This window comes from Paraburkholderia sp. BL18I3N2 (genome assembly GCF_003001875.1).
Taxonomy (GTDB): Bacteria; Pseudomonadota; Gammaproteobacteria; order Burkholderiales; family Burkholderiaceae; genus Paraburkholderia; species Paraburkholderia phytofirmans.
Genome location: NZ_PVNC01000005.1, coordinates 214,605 through 232,874 on the forward strand (window position 1 = coordinate 214,605; position 18,270 = coordinate 232,874).

Annotated in this window: 19 protein-coding genes; 4 read left to right on the plus strand and 15 right to left on the minus strand. The window is 64.7% G+C overall.

What is annotated here, in order from left to right; genetic code table 11:
• Positions 1–80: 80 nt before the first annotated feature.
• The 8 genes from B0G75_RS16460 to mltG form a co-directional block, all read right to left on the minus strand.
• On the minus strand, positions 81–1,304 hold the full coding sequence (locus B0G75_RS16460; RefSeq protein WP_106307380.1) for a mechanosensitive ion channel family protein: 1,224 nt from the start codon (positions 1,302–1,304) through the stop codon (positions 81–83).
• Positions 1,305–1,711: 407 nt separating this feature from the next.
• Positions 1,712–2,068, minus strand: a complete 357-nt coding sequence (locus B0G75_RS16465) for a Rap1a/Tai family immunity protein (RefSeq protein ID WP_012432952.1) — start codon at positions 2,066–2,068, stop codon at positions 1,712–1,714.
• Positions 2,069–2,451: 383 nt separating this feature from the next.
• Positions 2,452–3,192, minus strand: a complete 741-nt coding sequence (locus B0G75_RS16470) for an ankyrin repeat domain-containing protein (RefSeq protein WP_106307383.1) — start codon at positions 3,190–3,192, stop codon at positions 2,452–2,454.
• Positions 3,193–3,244: 52 nt separating this feature from the next.
• On the minus strand, positions 3,245–4,036 hold the full coding sequence (locus B0G75_RS16475) for a TatD family hydrolase (protein WP_106307386.1): 792 nt from the start codon (positions 4,034–4,036) through the stop codon (positions 3,245–3,247).
• A gap of 34 nt (positions 4,037–4,070) precedes the next feature.
• Complete coding sequence (locus B0G75_RS16480) at positions 4,071–4,595, minus strand: GNAT family N-acetyltransferase (protein ID WP_106307388.1); 525 nt, start codon at positions 4,593–4,595, stop codon at positions 4,071–4,073.
• A gap of 117 nt (positions 4,596–4,712) precedes the next feature.
• The gene (locus B0G75_RS16485; RefSeq protein ID WP_106307391.1) at positions 4,713–5,747 is read right to left on the minus strand and encodes a DNA polymerase III subunit delta'; all 1,035 of its coding nucleotides are present in this window, start codon (positions 5,745–5,747) and stop codon (positions 4,713–4,715) included.
• Between the two features lie 94 nt (positions 5,748–5,841).
• Positions 5,842–6,462 (minus strand): dTMP kinase, encoded by a 621-nt coding sequence (tmk, locus tag B0G75_RS16490; RefSeq protein ID WP_106307394.1) that lies wholly within the window; start codon positions 6,460–6,462, stop codon positions 5,842–5,844.
• Entirely contained in the window at positions 6,462–7,472 is a 1,011-nt protein-coding gene (gene mltG / locus B0G75_RS16495) for an endolytic transglycosylase MltG (RefSeq protein ID WP_106308032.1), read from the minus strand. The genes tmk and mltG overlap by 1 nt, the downstream gene beginning before the upstream one ends.
• A 78-nt stretch (positions 7,473–7,550) precedes the next feature.
• Between mltG and B0G75_RS16500 the strand changes: the two genes are divergently transcribed.
• Positions 7,551–8,624 (plus strand): folate-binding protein YgfZ, encoded by a 1,074-nt coding sequence (locus B0G75_RS16500; RefSeq protein ID WP_106307397.1) that lies wholly within the window; start codon positions 7,551–7,553, stop codon positions 8,622–8,624.
• A gap of 88 nt (positions 8,625–8,712) precedes the next feature.
• Positions 8,713–9,558 carry an NRDE family protein gene (locus tag B0G75_RS16505; protein ID WP_106307400.1) on the plus strand — a complete coding sequence of 282 codons (846 nt, stop codon included), beginning with the start codon at positions 8,713–8,715 and terminating at the stop codon, positions 9,556–9,558.
• A gap of 95 nt (positions 9,559–9,653) precedes the next feature.
• On the opposite strand, the gene B0G75_RS16510 is transcribed toward B0G75_RS16505, so the two are convergent.
• From B0G75_RS16510 to B0G75_RS16535, 6 genes are all read right to left on the minus strand, one after another.
• Entirely contained in the window at positions 9,654–10,613 is a 960-nt protein-coding gene (locus B0G75_RS16510) for an alpha/beta hydrolase (RefSeq protein ID WP_106307403.1), read from the minus strand.
• Between the two features lie 83 nt (positions 10,614–10,696).
• Complete coding sequence (locus tag B0G75_RS16515; protein WP_106307406.1) at positions 10,697–11,587, minus strand: SDR family oxidoreductase; 891 nt, start codon at positions 11,585–11,587, stop codon at positions 10,697–10,699.
• A 58-nt stretch (positions 11,588–11,645) separates the two neighbouring features.
• Positions 11,646–12,644, minus strand: coding sequence for an NADP-dependent oxidoreductase (locus tag B0G75_RS16520; RefSeq protein ID WP_106307408.1), 999 nt, complete (start codon positions 12,642–12,644; stop codon positions 11,646–11,648).
• Positions 12,645–12,783: 139 nt separating this feature from the next.
• Complete coding sequence (locus tag B0G75_RS16525; protein WP_106307410.1) at positions 12,784–13,269, minus strand: PaaI family thioesterase; 486 nt, start codon at positions 13,267–13,269, stop codon at positions 12,784–12,786.
• A gap of 402 nt (positions 13,270–13,671) precedes the next feature.
• Entirely contained in the window at positions 13,672–14,061 is a 390-nt protein-coding gene (locus B0G75_RS41370; protein WP_012432939.1) for a hypothetical protein, read from the minus strand.
• A gap of 251 nt (positions 14,062–14,312) precedes the next feature.
• Positions 14,313–15,809 (minus strand): PLP-dependent aminotransferase family protein, encoded by a 1,497-nt coding sequence (locus tag B0G75_RS16535; protein ID WP_106308034.1) that lies wholly within the window; start codon positions 15,807–15,809, stop codon positions 14,313–14,315.
• Between the two features lie 178 nt (positions 15,810–15,987).
• On the opposite strand from B0G75_RS16535, the gene B0G75_RS16540 reads away from it, so the two are divergent.
• Together B0G75_RS16540 and B0G75_RS16545 are read left to right on the plus strand one after the other, a co-directional pair.
• Positions 15,988–16,362 carry a hypothetical protein gene (locus tag B0G75_RS16540; protein WP_106307413.1) on the plus strand — a complete coding sequence of 125 codons (375 nt, stop codon included), beginning with the start codon at positions 15,988–15,990 and terminating at the stop codon, positions 16,360–16,362.
• Positions 16,363–16,432: 70 nt separating this feature from the next.
• The gene (locus B0G75_RS16545; protein ID WP_106307416.1) at positions 16,433–16,936 is read left to right on the plus strand and encodes an LEA type 2 family protein; all 504 of its coding nucleotides are present in this window, start codon (positions 16,433–16,435) and stop codon (positions 16,934–16,936) included.
• A gap of 117 nt (positions 16,937–17,053) precedes the next feature.
• Here B0G75_RS16545 and B0G75_RS16550 read toward each other — a convergent pair whose 3' ends face one another.
• On the minus strand, positions 17,054–18,232 hold the full coding sequence (locus B0G75_RS16550; protein ID WP_106307419.1) for an acetyl-CoA C-acyltransferase: 1,179 nt from the start codon (positions 18,230–18,232) through the stop codon (positions 17,054–17,056).
• Between the last annotated feature and the right edge of the window lie 38 nt (positions 18,233–18,270).

Consider the following 18,270-nt stretch of genomic DNA (forward strand, 5'->3'; position numbering starts at 1 on the left):
AGTGGACGGTTCGACCGTTTTGGTGCCCGATCAGTTGCATTTATCGGCGCCGGGACCTCGAAGTATGCCGCCTCCAGCCGTCAAACTTTTTCTTTCGCCTGCCCCGGCACGCCCACCGCCGACTGCCGTCCGGCGCGTGCCGCCACCGGATCGGCCTCGGTGTGCGCGGCGGTACTGCCGGCCGGCGTCTGCGTGCTGCGCGGCACCCAGTCGAGTGGTTCGCCCTTACCCGTTTCCAGCTCCGCCGACACTTCCGCACGCGCCCGCGGCAAGTACTGCGGATAGTGCTGCTGAATGAAGTCGAGCAGACCTTCGCGCACCCGGCAACGCAAATCCCAGTTCAGGCCGGAGTCGAGCGAACTGACGAGCGCGCGCAATTGCATGGAGCGCTCAGTGCCGTCCGTGACCTGCAGCACCTGCACGCGCCGGTCCCACTCGGGCGCGTCCTCGACGATGCGCGCGAGTTCCTCGCGCAACGGCGCGAGCGGCATGCGGTAATCGACGTAAAGAAACACCGTGCCGATGATCTGCGAACTGCTGCGGGTCCAGTTGGAAAACGGGTTTTCGATGAACCATTGCAGCGGCACGATCAGCCGCCGCTGATCCCACAGACGCACCGACACATACGTGCCGGTGATTTCCTCGATACGCCCCCACTCGCCCTGGATCACGACGACGTCGTCGAGACGGATCGGCTGCGACAGCGCGATCTGCAAGCCGGCGATCAGATTGCCGAGCACCGGCCGCGCCGCGATACCCGCGACCAACCCCGCCACGCCCGCCGACGCCAGCAGGCTCGCGCCGATCTGCCGGACGCTCGGAAACGTCATCAACGCCCCGCCCACCCCGACGATCACGATCACGAACATCACCGAACGGGCCAGCACGCGCGCCTGCGTATGAATGCGGCGCGCCTGCAGGTTGTCGGCGGTATCGAGCGGATGGGCCTGAATGATGGCCTCGCCGATCGCCGCCGCCGAGCGCACCGACAGCCACGTGATTCCGCCGATCAGCATGATCGCCACAGCGTCGCGCAGCGGCGTGATGAAGGTCAGCGTGTCGGGCGCTTCCCACCAGACCGCCTCCAGCGCGAGGATCACGAGCACGAACAATGACGGCTTGTCGATATAGCGCAACACGACGCTCGTCAGCGGATACGGGCGCGCGAGCCGCGTCACGATGCGCGCGCCGATCTGATGGATACCCACGGCCAGCACCATCGCGATGACCGAGACGATCAACGCGCCGGGCCACGTATGCAGTGGCGCTTCGGCCATGCGGCTGAGGTCGTCGAGAGTTGGCATGAAGGGGCTTTTCCTCCTGGCTTGGGTGGGGGTAGAACCCGCGCTGAACGGAAGCGGAACCGGCGAGCCTCGAACGGGGCTGCGGTGTTGCGTGACGCGCGGCGCGCCGGACGGCGGAGCTGACGAAGCATCCACCGTTGTAGCCGCGGGTGTGAGCGGCACGACTGCGCGCCGTCGCAAACCGCCTACAGACATCTTAGATCGTTCGTCAGCGCAATCCTGGAAAGGTACCAGGGCCAGCCGCTTCTGCAAACGGACGGCCTTGGTTAAACCGGTTTTCAGGCGGGACTTCGGAGCAGACCCGAGCGGGGTTCCGGTCGCTGAAACGCGAAACACAGCCGCAGGCTGAAATGCCAGACGCGCCCGCCTTGGGGCGCGCGAGGCATCAGCCGTGATTCAATTCAAATTCAACTACCGCTCTTGCAGGGAAACGCCTTGCCGAGTCCCAGCGAGATCGCCGTGCTGGCGTTGTAGCCCGCGACGTTCGGATTTTCGGCAATATACTTGCGCACCGCGTCGGTCAATTGCGCCGAGCGCGCGTCCTGCGGCAAGCAAAAGTACTGGCCGACGCGCGGACCGGTCGTGCCGCCGATCGCGTCGATGGTATTGAAGATGCCGTCAGCGGCGCCTTCGATATAAGCGGCGCACGCGCTACGCGACGCCACGTCCGTCTTGGTGCACAGCTTGTTGAGGTCGCCTCCCGTAAACGCGGCTGCCGATAGCGGTACGGCAAGCGCGCTGGCGAAAATCAAAGCCCGCAGCATGGTGTTCCTTTCCAGGGTCGTTTATCAGGCGGTCTTTCGCCGCATCCGAACGGCACGCCCAGGCGGCGCGCCAAAGTCGTCATTCTGCACTGTTTTGCGAAGCTCAAGCGTGCGCGGCCCCGCTATCTTCAGGCACTTTTTACTGCGATGCCGGGCGGCGGCCGTTGCGCCGGTATTTCTGCGCTTTGGCGGAAGTACGGTAGTGCTTGGCGGGCGGGGACATGCGCTCGGCGAGCGGCTAGTCTGTGGCGACGCCCGAGGCGCCGACAGACGGGGCTGATCCGGGCCCGAGAGCTTGCGGGCAGACATGCGAGTCCGCCGCCGGCTGAACCAGCCGGCACGCCCGCTGCCCTTCAAACCGCCAACTCACGCCGCCACGCGCATCACTTCTGTTGCATCTGTTGCAGGCGCGCGGTCAGCCCTTCGACCACGTCCGGCTCCTTGTAGGTTTTGGCAAAATCGAGCGCCGTCATGCCGATCTGGTTCTTCACCGTCAGATCCGCGCCGTTGTCGAGCAGCAGCTTCACCGTCGATACGTGGCCGCCGCGCGCGGCCATCATCAGCGGCGTGGTGCCGTTCGGCGAGCCGGCGTCGACGTAGGCCGAATGGTCGAGCAGCACCTTGACGATATCGTCATGCCCGTTCGCGGCCGCGTAGTGCAGCGGCGCCCAGCCCTTCTTGTTGACCTCGGCGTCTTTCGCGATCAGCAGGTTGACGAAGTCGAGGTCGCCGTTCAGCGCGGCCATCATCATCGCATTCTCGCCGGCTTTGTCCTGAATCTCGATGTTGGTCTTCGGATTGGCGACCAGCGCGGCGCCAACCTTGTCCGATTTCTCGCGCGCGGCCAGCACGAGCAGCGGAATGCCCTGGTTGTCCACGCTATTCGGGTCCATGCCCTTGGCGAGCAGCTTGTTGACACCGTCGACGTCGTCGAATTTGACCGACTTGATCAGCGAATCGATCGGCGCAGCCTGAGCCGGCGACACCATCAACGAACTTAGCGCGGCACAAGCCAGCGCGGCCGCGAACGCGACGCGCGAGGCGCCACGCCGTGCCGAAGCCAGCGCGCCACGCGCCGCCGAAGTGTCTTGATCCCCAGCAAACGACATCGAAATTTCACTCATATTTAACTTTAGGAAACGTCCCTATCCTTTTGATAATTATCGACTTTACGTCTCACGCGCCAGCCGGCGCGGGGATCTTGAAAAGCCGGAAGAAGTTCTGCGTGGTCGCGGCGGCCAGCGCCGTTTCCGGTATCTCGCGTTGCTGCGCGATGAACCGTCCGACATAACTCACGTACGCAGGTTCATTCGGCTTGCCGCGATACGGTACCGGCGCGAGGTACGGCGAGTCGGTTTCGATCAGCAAACGCTCGAGCGGCACGCGGCGCGCGACGTCCTGCACGTCGGTCGCGCTCTTGAACGTGACGATGCCCGACAGCGAGATATGAAAATTCTGCGCCAGCGCCTGTTCGGCGACGGCCCACGGCTCCGTGAAGCAATGCATCACGCCGCCGGGCTCGCTCGCGCGCTCCTCGGCCATGATGCGCAGCGTGTCTTCCGACGACGAGCGCGTATGGATGATCAGCGGCTTGGCCGTCGCATGCGCCGCGCGAATATGCGTGCGAAAACGCTCGCGCTGCCATTCCATGTCGGCGATCGTGCGGCCTTCCAGGCGGTAGTAGTCGAGCCCCGTCTCGCCGATCGCGACCACCTTCGGATGCGCGGCCAGTTCGACCAGTTCGGCGACGCTCGGCTCGCGCATGTCTTCGTGATCCGGATGCACGCCGACCGACGCGTACACGTTCTCGTACCGGTTGGCGATATCCAGCACCGACGGCAGTGTTTCCAGATCGACGGACACGCACAGCGCGTGCGTGACCGAATGGCTGCGCATATTCTCGAGCACCTGCGGCAGGCGGTCGGCGAGTCCTTCGAAGTTGATGTGGCAGTGCGAGTCGACAAACATGGTGATGTCCTGCTTAGGAAGTGCTCGAAGTGAATCAGGCGGCGGCTGCGGCGGAGTCCAGGCGTTTGCCGAGAATCACCAGATCGCGCTCCACGCCGTCCAGCACGGCCACGCGCGGCAACGAGCCCCACGTGTCGAAACCGAAGCTGCGGAACAGGCGCAAGCTCGCCTCATTGTGGCCGAAGATGAAGCCGAGCACGGAGTCGATGCCGAGCGCCGGCGCCGCTGCCAGCGAAGCCGCGAGCAATTGCTTGCCAAGGCCGCGGCCGCGCGCGCTTTCGTCGAGATAGATGCTGACTTCCGCGGTGCGCTGATACGCGGGACGGCCGTAGAAATCCGAAAAGCTCAGCCACGCGATCACGCGGCCGGGCTGGTCCGCGTCTTCCACCACCCACAGCGGCCGCTTTTGCGGACCATGTGCATGAAACCAGCCCACCCGGCTTTCGACACTGACCGGTTCAAGATCGGCCGTGACCTGCCGCGACGGCACAGTCGAGTTGTAGATGGCGACGATTGCGGGCAGATCGTCGAGCGTGGCATCGCGGTAGGAAAGGCTCATGGTGCGTTGAACGTTAGAGGGAAGGCAAATACAGGAAGATGGACGGGCGCAAGCCGCCTCGTGTGGTAAAGCGCCGCAAAGCGCGCCGCCGCTGCCGGCGTGTCTCGCGGACAAGCCTTAGGCGAACAACTCGCGGTAGCCGATAAACAGTTCCTCGAACACCAGCCGCGCATTCAGCGGGTGGTTCTCGACGGCGCGCTGGCGCGTCACGATCCGCATAAAGCGCGCGAACGCGCTGGCATCGGCCTGCGACGCGCAGCGCGTCAATGCCGCCGACGCCTGCGGAAAATACCGCGGCGCGCCTGCCGTGCGCTGCGCCAGCAAATCGTACATCCAGCGTTGCAGCCAGCCCAGCACCAGCGGCACAGGCAGCTTCTGCAGGGCCTCGCCGCAGGCGAAAGCATCGCAATCGGGGCCCGCGGCGAGTTGCTTGAGCGTCCAGTCGCGTAACGCGCGGTTCTCGTCGCTGGCGAGCGCGAGTGCGGTGAGCGGCGCACCGCCGGCTTCGGCGAGCAGCGCGGGCGCTTCGGCCACGCCTTGCGCGGCGAGCCATTTCGTCGCCACGTCGGGCGCGGGCATGGTCATCGGCCATTGGCGGCAGCGGCTGATGATGGTGGGCAGCAGGCGGTCGATGCGCGCCGACACCATCAGGAACACGACGCCCGCCGGCGGTTCTTCGAGCGTCTTCAGGAGCGCATTGGCCGCGGCGATGTTCAGCCCTTCCGCCGGATACAGCACGACCACGCGCGCGCCGCCGCGGTGCGAACCCACGCCGACGAAGTCGAGCAAGCCGCGAATCTGCTCGATCTTGATTTCCTTGCTGGGCGCGCGGGTTTTCTTGCCTTCGTCGGCGTCGGCCTTGTCGGCTTTTTCGTCTGCGGCATTGTTCAGGCCGGCTTCGGCGGCCAGCGCCTCGGGCACGACGATCCGGTAGTCGGGATGATTGCCCTGCGCGAACCAGTTGCAGGCCACGCACGCGCCGCACGGCTCGCCGTTGGGCTGCTGCGCCTCGCACAGCAGGCCTTGCGCGAGATGCTGCGCGAAGCGCAGCTTGCCGATGCCGGCCTGTCCATGCAGCAACAGGGCGTGCGGCCAGTGGCCGCGCAGCTGCTGCAGGCGGTTCCAGTCATCGGCTTGCCACGGATAAATCATCGTTTCTCTTTTAAATCAATCTATTGCAGGAGTTTTATGAGGCGGCACACGAACTCTGCACTGCGTTATAAGACAAGGTTATATTCTTTTAAATTCAAAGCACTGCGATCAATTCCTCAAGTTTTCTCTGAATCTGCACAATGCTCTGCGCGGAGTCAATGATAGCGAACCGGTATGGCGCTTCTTCGGCGCGGCGCAGATATTCGGCGCGCGTGCGCTTGAAAAACGCCACCGACTCGCTCTCGAAGCGATCCGGATCGCGCGCCGCGCTACGCCGTTCGTTGGCAATCTCGGGCGCGAGGTCGAACAGCACCGTCAGGTCCGGCTGAAAACCGCCCTGCACCCAACGCTCCAGCGTTTCCAGCTTGTCGCGCGGCAGGCCGCGCCCGCCGCCCTGATAGGCAAAGGTCGCGTCGGTGAAACGGTCCGACAGCACCCAGTCGCCCCGTGCGAGCGCCGGCTCGATCACTTCCGCCAGGTGCTGGCGGCGTAGCGCGAACATCAGCAGCGCCTCGGTTTCGAGGTCCATTTTCTGATGCAGCACGATCTCGCGGATCTGCTCGCCGAGCGGCGTGCCGCCCGGTTCGCGCGTCATCACGACCGAGCGGCCGGTGCTCGCGACTTTCTGTTCGAGGCGCTCCCGAAACCAGCTGAGATGGGTGGTCTTGCCCGCCCCGTCGATGCCCTCAAACGTAATGAATTTGCCCCGCGCCATCATTGCCCTCGAATGTATTTGTCCACGGCCTTGTTGTGATCGCCGAGGGTGTCGGAAAAGATACTGCTGCCGTCGCCGCGCGACACGAAGTACAGCGCGGTGGTTTGCGCCGGATTCAGCGCCGCTTGCAGCGACGCCACGCCGGGCAGCGAGATGGGCGTTGGCGGCAGGCCCATCCGGGTGTAGGTATTGTAGGGAGTGTCGGTCTGCAGGTCTTTTTTCCTGATATGGCCGGCATAGCTGTCGCCCATGCCGTAGATCACGGTCGGGTCGGTTTGCAGCGGCATGCCCACGCGCAGACGGTTCGCGAACACCGCCGCGACCATCGGCCGGTCGGATTTCTTGCCCGTTTCCTTTTCGATGATCGACGCCATGGTCAGCGCGTCGTACGGCGTCTTGTACGGCAGGTTCGGCGCGCGCGCGGTCCACGCTTCGTCCAGACGCAGGCGCATCAGGCGGTAAGCGCGGCGGTACACGTCGAGATCGCTGGTGTTCTTGTCGAACAGATACGTATCCGGAAAAAACAGCCCTTCACCGTTGCCGATCGACGCCTCCGGCGCATTGATTGCGTTCATCAAATCCGTATCGCTCATGCCGATCGTGTCGTGCTTGAGCGCCGGATTGGCGTCCAGCTCGGCGCGCATGCGCTTGAAGGTCCAGCCTTCGATGATGGTCGCCACGTATTCGTTGACGTCGCCGCGAGCGATTTTCTGCAGCACCTCGTACGGCGTCACGCCCGTCTTGAATTCGTAGTTGCCCGATTTCAGCTCGCTTTGCAGCCCCAGCAGCCGCGTCATGATGACGAACAGTTCGGGCTCGACCGGCACGCCGCCGCGATTGAGCTGCAGCGTGACGCTACGCAAGCTGCTGTGCGGCTTGACGGTGACATCGAGTTGCGCAGGGTTCAGATCGAGCGGGCTGTTGGCCCAGTGATACCCACCGGCAATGGCGGCTGCGGCCAGCACAACGACAATTGCGCCGGCGACGAAACATTTCTTGAAAAGGGTCATGCGAAACGTGGCAGGGTTGGACTGCATATAATACTTGTTTGCCTTAGCTAAAGTCAGAATTGACTGTTCTCGGAATCCATGAACACACCGCTCGCTACCGCTTCAGGCACACCCTCAGGCAACGCCGTCACGGCCGCTGCCGCCACGCCCGCCGTTCTGCCCACGCTGCCGCGCCCTTCCGCCGATGAATTCGACGCCGTCATTCACCACGGCGCGTATATGCCGCTCACGCAGTTCGGCGTGATCGACGCCGCCGGCGACGACGCAGCGAGCTTCCTGCACGGGCAGTTGACCAACGACACCCAGCACCTCGACGCCGCCAACGCGCGCCTCGCCGGCTACTGCTCGGCCAAGGGGCGTCTGCTCGCATCGTTCCTGACGTGGCGCAGCGGCGACACGATCCGCCTGCTGGCATCGAAAGACGTGCAGGCTGCCGTGCAGAAGCGGCTCTCCATGTTCGTGCTGCGCGCCAAGGCCGGGCTTGTCGATGCGAGCGGCGAACTGGCCGTGATCGGTCTCGCCGGCGACGTGCGCAAGGCACTCTCGGGCGTGTTCGACGCGCTGCCGGACGGCGTGCACGTGAAAGTGGACGGCGCGGCGGGCTCGCTGATTCGCGTGCCGGACGCGCTCGGGCACCTGCGTTTTCTGTGGATCGGCCCGAAGGCACAGGTCGAGTCGCTGCTGCCCTTGCTCGACGAAAAACTCAAACGCGTCTCACCGGCCGTGTGGGACTGGCTCGACATTCGCGCAGGCGAGCCGCGCATCACCCAGCCGGTGGTCGAGCAATTCGTGCCGCAAATGGTCAATTTCGACGTGCTCGGCGCGGTGAATTTCCGCAAAGGCTGCTATCCCGGCCAGGAAGTAGTGGCGCGCAGCCAGTATCGCGGCACGATCAAGCGGCGTACCTCGCTCGCCAACGTGCCAGGCGAACTCGACACGGTGCACGCCGGCGCGGAACTGTTTCATTCGGACGATCCGGGCCAGCCGTGCGGCATGGTCGTGAATGCGGCGTCGGCGCCGGACGGCGGCGTCGATGTGCTGGTCGAGATCAAGCTCGCGGCGCTGGAAAACGGTTCGGTGCATCTGGGCGCGGCGGACGGCCCGGCGCTGCGGTTTCTGCCGCTGCCCTACGGGCTGCCGACCGAAGTTTAAATTTCTCTCGCGGTACGAAGCGGCGCAATCAGGCGCCGCTTTTTACTGGCCTCTTGATCTGCAACGCCCCACCGGGAGATGCCCCCCGATGTGCCTGATCGTCTTCGACTGGCGACCCGATGCGGTCGACGGCCCGCTTTTCACGCTCGCCGCGAACCGCGACGAATTCTTTCGCCGCACCGCCGAGCCGATCAGCTGGTGGCAGGACGCGCCGGGCGTGCTGGCCGGCCGCGATCTGCAGGGCGGCGGCACGTGGCTCGGCATGTCGCGCGACGGCCGTTTCGCCGCGCTGACCAACTACCGTGCGCCGCATGAAATGCGCGCCGACGCGCCGACCCGCGGCACGCTCGTCAGCGACTGGCTGAGCGCCGCCGCGCGCGATGCGACGGGAAATCCGCACGAGACCCCGCTCGCGTACCTGCAACACGTCGCGCAAACCGGCGACATCTACAACGGGTTCAATCTGCTGGTGGGCGACTGGACGCGCCGCGAACTCGCCTGGTACTGCAACCGGGGCGACCTCGCCCCCGCGCTGCTCGCACCAGGCACGCATGGTATCTCGAATGCGGTGCTCGATACCGCGTGGCCGAAGCTGGTGAAAAAGCGCGCCGAACTGGGCACGCTGCTCGCGCGCGATGCGATGCCGCCGCTCGAACGCCTGATCGATCTGATGCGCGATCCGCGCCTCGCGCGCGACGACGAGTTGCCCTCCACCGGCATTCCGCTCGAACGGGAACGGGCGTTGTCGGCGGCGTTTATCGAAACGCCTGAGTACGGCACGCGCGGCACGACCGCGTTGCGCGTGGCCGCGCATGGCGAAGTGATCAGCGTGGCCGTCGCCGAGCGTAGCGACGACAACGGCTCGCACCGCATCGTGCGGCCCGGCGACTTCGAGCGCAGCTTCGCTTTCAATATCGAGCGCGAGATGGCGTGACGATCGGTGGGCGGCCTGGCGGCGGTTCGCCGCTCACTGCTCGACATCGGCGCTGACCACCAACGCTGCGCCTCTAACCGCCTGACAAACCACGCTCAATCCACGCCGAACGCCGCGCGCAATGCCGCGGCGGCATCCGCGTGCGCCTCTGCGACCTCCGGTACATAACCACCCATCTTGAAGAACTCGTGGATCATGCCCGGATAGCGCCTGAGCGTGGCCGCATTACCCGCGGCACGCAATTTCTCCGCATAGGCATCGCCTTCGTCGCTCAACGGATCGTATTCGGCGGTAGCGATCCACGCCGGCGCAACGCCGCTGAAATCGGGCGCGCCGCGCTGGCCGTCGAGCGGCGCGAAACGCCAGTCGTCGCGGTCGCCCGTATCGCGCACGTATTGCTCGAAGAACCATTGGATCGTGTCGCCGGACAACAGAAAACCGTCGGCGAGACGCGAGTGCGAATCGGTTTGCTGGTAGCCGGTCGTGCCCGGATAGACCAGCAATTGCAAGGCGAGCTCGATGCCGGCATCTCTTGCGAAGACGGCGCAGACCGTGGCCAATGTGCCGCCCGCGCTATCGCCGCCCACCGCTAGCCGGCCCGTATCCACGCCGAATTCCGCGGCGTGCGTATGCAACCAGGTCAAGGCGTCGAACGCGTCGTCGACGGCGGTGGGAAATTTGTGCTCCGGCGCGAGCCGGTAATCCACCGACAGCACCGTGCACCGGCCGTCGCGCGCGAACATCCGGCACAGCGCATCGTGCGTGTCGACGCTGCCCACCGTGAAGCCTCCGCCGTGGTAGTACACCAGCGCCGGCGCGGGCTCGGCCCAGCTCGGCTCGACCGGTTGATAAAGACGCACGCGAATCGTCGCGCCGTCGCGTGTCGGGATGCGCAGATCTTCGAGCGCGAACATCGGCGCGCTCGCGATCTCCAGAATCGGCGCGCTTTTTTCGTATGAAGCCCGCGCGTCTTGCGCGGTCATTTCGTGAAGCTTCGGGCGTTTGGCCCGCGCGATCATGTCGAGCACCTGCTCGATCTTCGGATTCAGCGGCATGGTGCGTCTGATGGCGCATGAGCGCCGAAGGTTCAAAAAGAAACCGGCGCGATAGCGCGCCGGCGATGCGATAAAACTCGCGCCTAACCGGCGTTCTTCACTTCCGGCTTGAGCGACATGGGATCGGTAGGATTGCGCAACTGCTCGATGTCCTCGTGACGCAGCTTCACCGTCGCCATGATGCCCGGATGCGTGACGATATAGAAACGCCGCGCGGCGATCGCTTCGAAGGTGATGTCAGCGACATCGCCGGCATTCAGCTTGCCCGATTGCACGGCGCGCTGCAGTTGCTTGCCCGCGGCGATCTGCGAGCGCGTCGGTCCGCGGTCGTTGCGCAGGTCCGCGGGGCGCGCGCGTTCCGCATCGGCGATGCCGGTCGGCACGAACGCCGGGCACAGCAGCGAACAGCCGACCAGGCCGCCCGCTTCCGCCTGGCCGGCTTGCGCCAACTGCAGGTCGTGATACAGCGTTTCGGTGAGCGACACCACGGCGTGCTTGGACGCGTTGTAGATGCCCATCGCGGGCGGCGACAGCAGCCCCGCGACGGACGCCGTGTTGACGATATGCGCCGGCTCGTTTTGCGCCAGCATGATCGGCGTGAAGACCCGCACACCGTGCGCGACGCCCATCACGTTCACGCCGAACAGCCAGGACCAGTCGTTCGCCGAGCTTTCCCACAGGAAGCCGCCCGAGCCCACGCCCGCATTGTTGAACAGCAGGTGCACGCGGCCATAGGCGTCGAGCGCCGCTTGCGCGAGCGCTTCGACCTGCGCCGCGCTGGCGACGTCCGTCGGCACGCCGATCGCCTCTGCGCCCTCGGCACGCAGGGCCTCGACGGTTTGCGCGAGCGCGTCGGGATTGACGTCGGCGAGCACGAGCTTCATGCCGAGCGACGCGCCCTTCTGCGCGAACGCACGGCCGAAACCGCTCGCCGCACCGGTGATCACCGCCACCTTGCCTGCGAATTCGAACATCGTTTGACTCTCCTGGTTTGCCCGGCGTGTTGTGTGATTCGCTTGAACGCCGGCGCGATCAGATCAGCTTGACGAGTTGCTTGCCGAAGTTCTTGCCTTTGAGCAGACCGATGAACGCCTCGGGCGCGGCTTCGAGTCCTTGCGCGATGGTTTCGCGATACGCCAGCTTCTTTTGCGCGACCAGCGTGCCGAGTTGCTTGAGCGCCTCCGGCCACACGTCCATGTGCTCGCTGACGATAAAGCCCTGCACGAGCAGACGCTGCGTGAGGATCAGCGACGGATGCTTGAGCGGCATCGGCTCGCCATCGTAGCCCGCGATAAACCCGCACAGCGCGATCCGGCCGAACGCATTCATGCGCGCGAGCGTCGCGTCGAGCACTGCGCCGCCGACGTTCTCGAAGTAGCCATCCACGCCGTTCGGCGTCACGGCCTTGAGGTCCTGATAGAGATTGCCGGCCTTGTAGTCGACGCAGGCGTCGAAGCCGAGCGTGTCCGTTACATAGCGGCACTTGTCCGCGCCGCCGGCGATGCCGACCGCGCGCGCGCCGGCCAGCTTCGCCAGTTGGCCGACCACGCTGCCCACCGCGCCGCTCGCCGCGCTGACTACCACGGTCTCACCCGCTTTCGGCGCGATGATGCGGTTCAGCCCGTACCACGCGGTGACACCCGGCATGCCCACCGGGCCGAGATAGGCCGACAAGGGCACATGCGTGTCGTCGACTTTCTGCACGCCGGTCCCGTTCGAGGTGCCGTATTCCTGCCAGCCGAACATCGCGACGACCTTGTCGCCGACTGCGAACTTCGGATTCTTCGACTCCACCACTTCGCCGACCGTGCCGCCGATCATCACTTCGTTCAGCGGTTGCGGCGCCGCGTAGGACTTGCTGTCGTTCATGCGGCCGCGCATGTACGGGTCGAGCGACAGGTAGTGATTGCGCACGCGCAATTCACCGTCGGCCAGCGGAGCGAGCGGTGTTTCGACGAGACGGAAATTATCGGGCGTCACGGCGCCTTGCGGGCGCGACGCCAGCACGAGTTGACGGTTGATCTGGGGCATGACGATCGTCTCCATGAGTTGCCGATGAATCGGCGTATGAATTGGCGAATGAATCGGCGAATGATTTGAACGGAGTTTGCAAAGGGAGAAACGGCGCGCGCGTCTCGTTCAGATGCGCACGCGGTTCGCAAGCTTGCGCTCAGCCGTCGCTAGGACCGGGTTTCGCCGATGGGTCGCTGCGCAAGCGCTGTTGCGTAATGTCGCGCCCTACGGCGAGACGCCGCATGTACTTGAAGGTGCCGAGCGCCTTGGCGACGAAATGACCTTCGCTGTCGCGGATCTCGCCTTCGCAATAGGCCATGGTGGTGGAGCGATGCAGCACGCGAGCGCTCGCGCGCAATTCGCCGCGGCCCGGCTGCATGAAGTTGACCTTCATCTCGACCGTGACGACGCCGACGCCGTCGCCGGCCAGACTGCGCGCGGCCATCGCAAGCGCGATGTCGGCGAGCGTCATCGTGACGCCGCCGTGGGCGACGTCCCACGTGTTCATATGATCGTGCCGCAGCGGCAGCACGACTTCGCTGACGCCGTCCGCGGCCGACAGAAGCTGTGCGCCGAGCCGGTCGACGAACGGGCTCTCGGGCATGGACGCAGTACTCGCGTTAGATGAGGGCGAATCGGTCATGGCTGTATGCGGATTGTCTGGTCGGTACGTTCGTGAAATTGCTGCGGGGCGCGTGGGGAGGCTTTGGCATTCTGTTCGAGCTTGCCCATCGGCCAAGGCAAACAGGAAGCCTATCAAACTTACGCGTTTGGTGGAGTTTTATCGGGAGGTTCGGGCCGGAAGAAATGGGCCGCCGGCGATGCGGATGAAGGCTCGGTCGCGAGCGTTGCGCTCTGCGAATCGATCGCGTCTGTCGAGTCGAAACGACCGGCTGGGCTAGTGCGGTCCGATTCGGGACGGCCACAAACTCCAATCGGGTTCAGGCTGCGTAGGCGGCGAATTAGAAGAAGCCTACGAGACTACTTTCACACACCAACTTTCAGGATCGGCGCGCGAGCGCGACGCCGATCCGTTCGGCATTTGTTAATGGCTAAAGTCAGCGCCCAGCCAATCCGCTGCGGTGGTCTTCGCATAGCTGACGGCGTCTTGTGGATCGGGGAAAACGCCAAGCTGGTCCCAACGCTCTTCCGCGGCAAACGGTCCCTTGATGCCAAGCGCTTTCTGAATACTCAACTGCGCCGCGTATCTTCCGTCCTCGAGAGGCCGCGCTGTGGCAACCACCTTGTGCGGGAGTCCTTGCCGCACGGGTTGAATCAGTTCCAGAGGACCGCCGGCAGCGCCGACATCGATCAGCTCGTTTCGCGTGTTGCAGTCGGGGCAATAGAAGTAAAACGAATTGTGGTCCCGGTTCGGTTTGACCTGTTTGCGGGCAAGTACAGCTCGGCACTCGACATTTTCACAAATGAATGGCATATCGTCTCCGTGGTGATCTTCGAGTGGTAACGCGAGGCAGATCGGCATTGCCTTCAAGAACGATCTGCCAGAAGCAGCCGGTCAGCAATCAGCACATGACCGGATTGCTAATGATAGGAAGATGCCATTCAGCGTGCCTTGCCAGTCTTTCACCGCTCCTTGCTACGAGCCGCTGCGCCGGCAGACGATCCATCAATGATGATCAAAGTAACGTCCCTCTTCAAGCACTTATAGATTGGCGCTGCACCGCATCAATTCGAGTGAGCCGCCATTCGTGCGGCCAGCCGCCCTAACCTGCGCACGGCTTCGTCGGCGAGATCGAGATCCGTGCTCGGCGAACTGAGCCTGATGAAATGATCGAAGCGCCCGCCATTCGAAAACACCGTTCCCGGCATCACGCGAATGCCCTCGTCCAGTGCGGTCTTGAAGAACACCGTGGACGACATGTCACGCGGCAATTCAATCCAGAAAAACATCCCGCCGCGCGGCGGCGTGAAACGCGTGCCGTCGGGAAACGAGGTGGCGATCGCCGCAGCCATCCGTTCGCGCTGAAGCCGCAAGCGGTCGCGCAAACGCCGCAAATGCCGTTCATAGGCGTTCGTTTCCAGAAATTCGGCGAGCACGACTTGCGACAGTTGTTCGTTGTGCCGCGACTGCGCGAACTTCAGCATGCCGATGCGCGGATGCCAGCGGCCGCCGTTGATCCAGCCGACCCGCATGCCGGGCGCCAACACCTTGTTGAACGACGTGCAGTGAATCACGGTGCCGTCGGTGTCCCACGCCTTCAGCGATCTGGGCGGCTGCGCGGTGTCGGCCAGTTCGCGGTACGGATCGTCTTCGATCAGCGGAACGCCGGCTTGCGCGCACAGTTCGACGAGCCGCGCCTTGTGTGTGTCGGGCATCACGCTGCCGAGCGGATTCTGCAGGTTCGGCACCACGACCACGGCCTTGATGTCGGGATGCGTGTGCAGCGCGAACGCCAGCGCTTCGATGGCGAGGCCGGTGGTCGGACTGGCCGGAATTTCGAGCGCGCGCAAGCCGAGGCTTTCGAGCGCCTGCAGCAGCCCGAAAAAACACGGCGATTCGACCGCGACGGTGTCGCCCGGTTGCGTCACCGCTCGCAACGCGAGGTTCACGGCTTCGATGCCGCCGTGGGTCATGATGATTTCGTCGGCCCCGATCTGGATGCCGGCGTCGAGCGCGCGGCGCGCAATGATCGCGCGCAAGGCCGGATCGCCCTGGTCGTGGCCAGCGGCGGTCAGCAAGGTGGGCCGCTTGCGCAGCGCGCGCAGCGCGGCTTTCTGCAACGCGTCCGTGGGATACAGATCGGGTGATGCCGTCGCGCCGCCGAGATTCAGCGCGTCCGGATAGCGCTGGAACGTCGACACGATCGAGGAAATCACCGAGTGAATACCGACGAACTGCGCGGCGCCCGGCAGCGTCGCCAAGTCGGGCTCGGACGCGGCCGGCAACGCCGCGGTGGGTGGCACGCGCACGAAGTAACCGGCGCGCGGCCGGGCATCGATCAGCGCGTCGCGTTCCAGCACGCGGTAGCTCTCCGTAGCCGTGGCGAGACTGACGCCGTGGCGCTGCATGAAGGCGCGCATCGACGGCATGCGGTCGCCCGGACGCAGCACGCCGCTGCCGATCGCGCGTCGGTATTGATCAGCCAATTGCCGATACAGAGGCTGGCTATCCGGCAGCCGGTCCGCAGGCGCTGCCTGCCGGGTCAGGATGGATTGAGTCATGAACCGATGGTGCGGACAGTTCGCACGACGCGACAGATACACATTCGTTCGATTCCGACCGATACAGCGCATTGAAAAGCGTTGCTGTACCGGTTCACATTGTCGGTGGCTGCGGCTGTTGCCACGTGAACGGACTCAATAAGCTGTATGGCATGGAAACGCTTTAAAGGAAACGGCCATGTCAGCCTGTCAATCCCGCATTGGTTCGGCACGCGGCACTACCGCCCGCCTCACCGCCGGTCAGATGGCTGTGCACGACTTGCGCGCCCGGACCTCGATCGTGGCTGTGGAAGGCGATCTGCAACTCGAGTTCCGCGATCACTCGCTCGCGTGGCTGGGCGACGCCGTGCCGGTGACGTCGATCACGTTGCACGAAGGCGAATGTTTCGTGACGCCGCAGCGCGGCGTCGTGTCGATCAGCGCCGCGCAGGCGAATGCGGCTGCGTTCGTCCTGCAACCGTGGCGCGTGCGGAAGGACGGGCACGGTCCGATCCGTGAAGCGCTGCAGCAACTGGCGAGTCTCGTCAAAACGCGGCTGCGGCGCGCGGTCTGAAACGCCGCTTGGCGAAGGACACGGCCCGGTACAATGCATGACCCAAGCCGCTTCTTGCGAGGTGCAGGTCATGTCCTTCTTCCGCGCGCTGCTGTCCGGCCGTTCCGTTCGTCTGGCTACGTTCCTCGCCATCGTCGCGCTGACGCTCGACGGTTGCGCCGGCCTGTTCGGCGGCGATCCAGTGCGAGTGAACGTGGCGGGCATCGAACCGGCAGACAGTCAGGGCCTCGAGATGCGCTTCAACGTGAAACTGCGCGTGCAGAATCCCAACGATTCCGCGGTCAGCTTCAACGGCGTGTCGCTCGATCTCGAACTGAACGGCAAGCCGTTCGCGAGCGGTGTGAGCGATCAGGTCGGCACCGTGCCGCGCTACGGCGAAACGGTCGTCAATGTGCCATTGACCGTGCCCGCTTTCGCCGCGGTTCGCCAGGCCTTCGCCTTCGCGGGCGCTACCCAGTCGGGACAGATTCCGTACATTCTGCGCGGCAAGCTCGCCGGTGGACTGACGGGCACGACGCGATTCGTCGATCAGGGCAGCTTGAGCCTGCCGTCGTCAGGCATGGCTTTGCCTTGAAGCGGGTCGTCGGATCAGCCTGCACTACGCGCGAATAGAAAACGGGTGCCGCATGATTCGCGCGCTCTCACGCGCAGAACCACATGGCACCCGCCGCTCACTACCGTTCGAGACGGATCACACCACTTCGAACAAACCCGCCGCGCCCTGCCCGCCGCCGATGCACATGGTCACGACAACCAGCTTCGCGCCGCGCCGCTTGCCTTCGATCAGCGCATGGCCGGTCAGCCGCGCGCCCGACACGCCATACGGATGGCCGACCGCGATCGCCCCGCCGTTCACGTTCAGACGGTCTTGCGGAATGCCGAGCTTGTCGGCGCAATACAGCACTTGCACGGCGAACGCTTCGTTCAGTTCCCACAGGTCGATGTCTTCGACCTTCAGACCCGCCTGCTTGAGCAGCTTAGGCACCGCGAACACCGGGCCGATGCCCATCTCGTCCGGCTCGCAACCCGCCACCGCGAAGCCGCGGAAAATGCCGAGCGGCTGCAGCCCTTCGCGCTCCGCCACCTTCGCGTTCATCACCACGCAAGCCGACGCGCCATCCGAAAACTGGCTCGCATTGCCCGCGGTGATGACACCGCCCGGCAGCGCGGTGCGAATCTTCGACACGCCTTCGAGCGTGGTGTCGGCGCGAATGCCTTCGTCGCCGCTAACGGTCACTTCCTTCGTGAAGAGACGCCCGCTCGCTTTGTCGGCAACGCCGGCGAGCGCCGTCAACGGGACGATCTCGTCCTTGAACTTGCCGGCTTCGAGCGCGGCCGCGGCGCGCTGCTGCGAACGCGCGCCGTATTCGTCCTGGCGCTCCTTCGAGATCGAATAGCGTTTCGCGACGTTCTCCGCGGTCTGCAGCATCGACCAGTAGATTTCCGGCTTGTTCTGGCTGAGCCAGCCTTCAGTCAGCATGTGGTGGTTCATCTCGTTCTGCACGCACGAGATGGATTCCACGCCACCGGCCACGAACACGTCGCCTTCACCGGCGATCACGCGTTGCGCGGCGAGCGCGATAGTTTGCAATCCCGATGAACAGAAACGGTTCACCGTCATGCCCGGCACGCTGACCGGCAAACCGGCGCGCAGCGCGATCTGCCGCGCGATGTTCATGCCCGTCGCGCCTTCCGGATTGGCGCAGCCCATGATCACGTCTTCGACACGCGCCGGGTCGAGCTTCGCGCGCTCGACGGCGGCCTGCGTCACGTGGCCGCCGAGCGTCGCGCCGTGCGTCATGTTGAAACCGCCGCGCCATGATTTGGCGAGACCCGTACGGGCGGTGGATACGATTACGGCGTCAGTCATGCATGCTCTCCTACTTCCAGATGTCGATGATGGCGCGC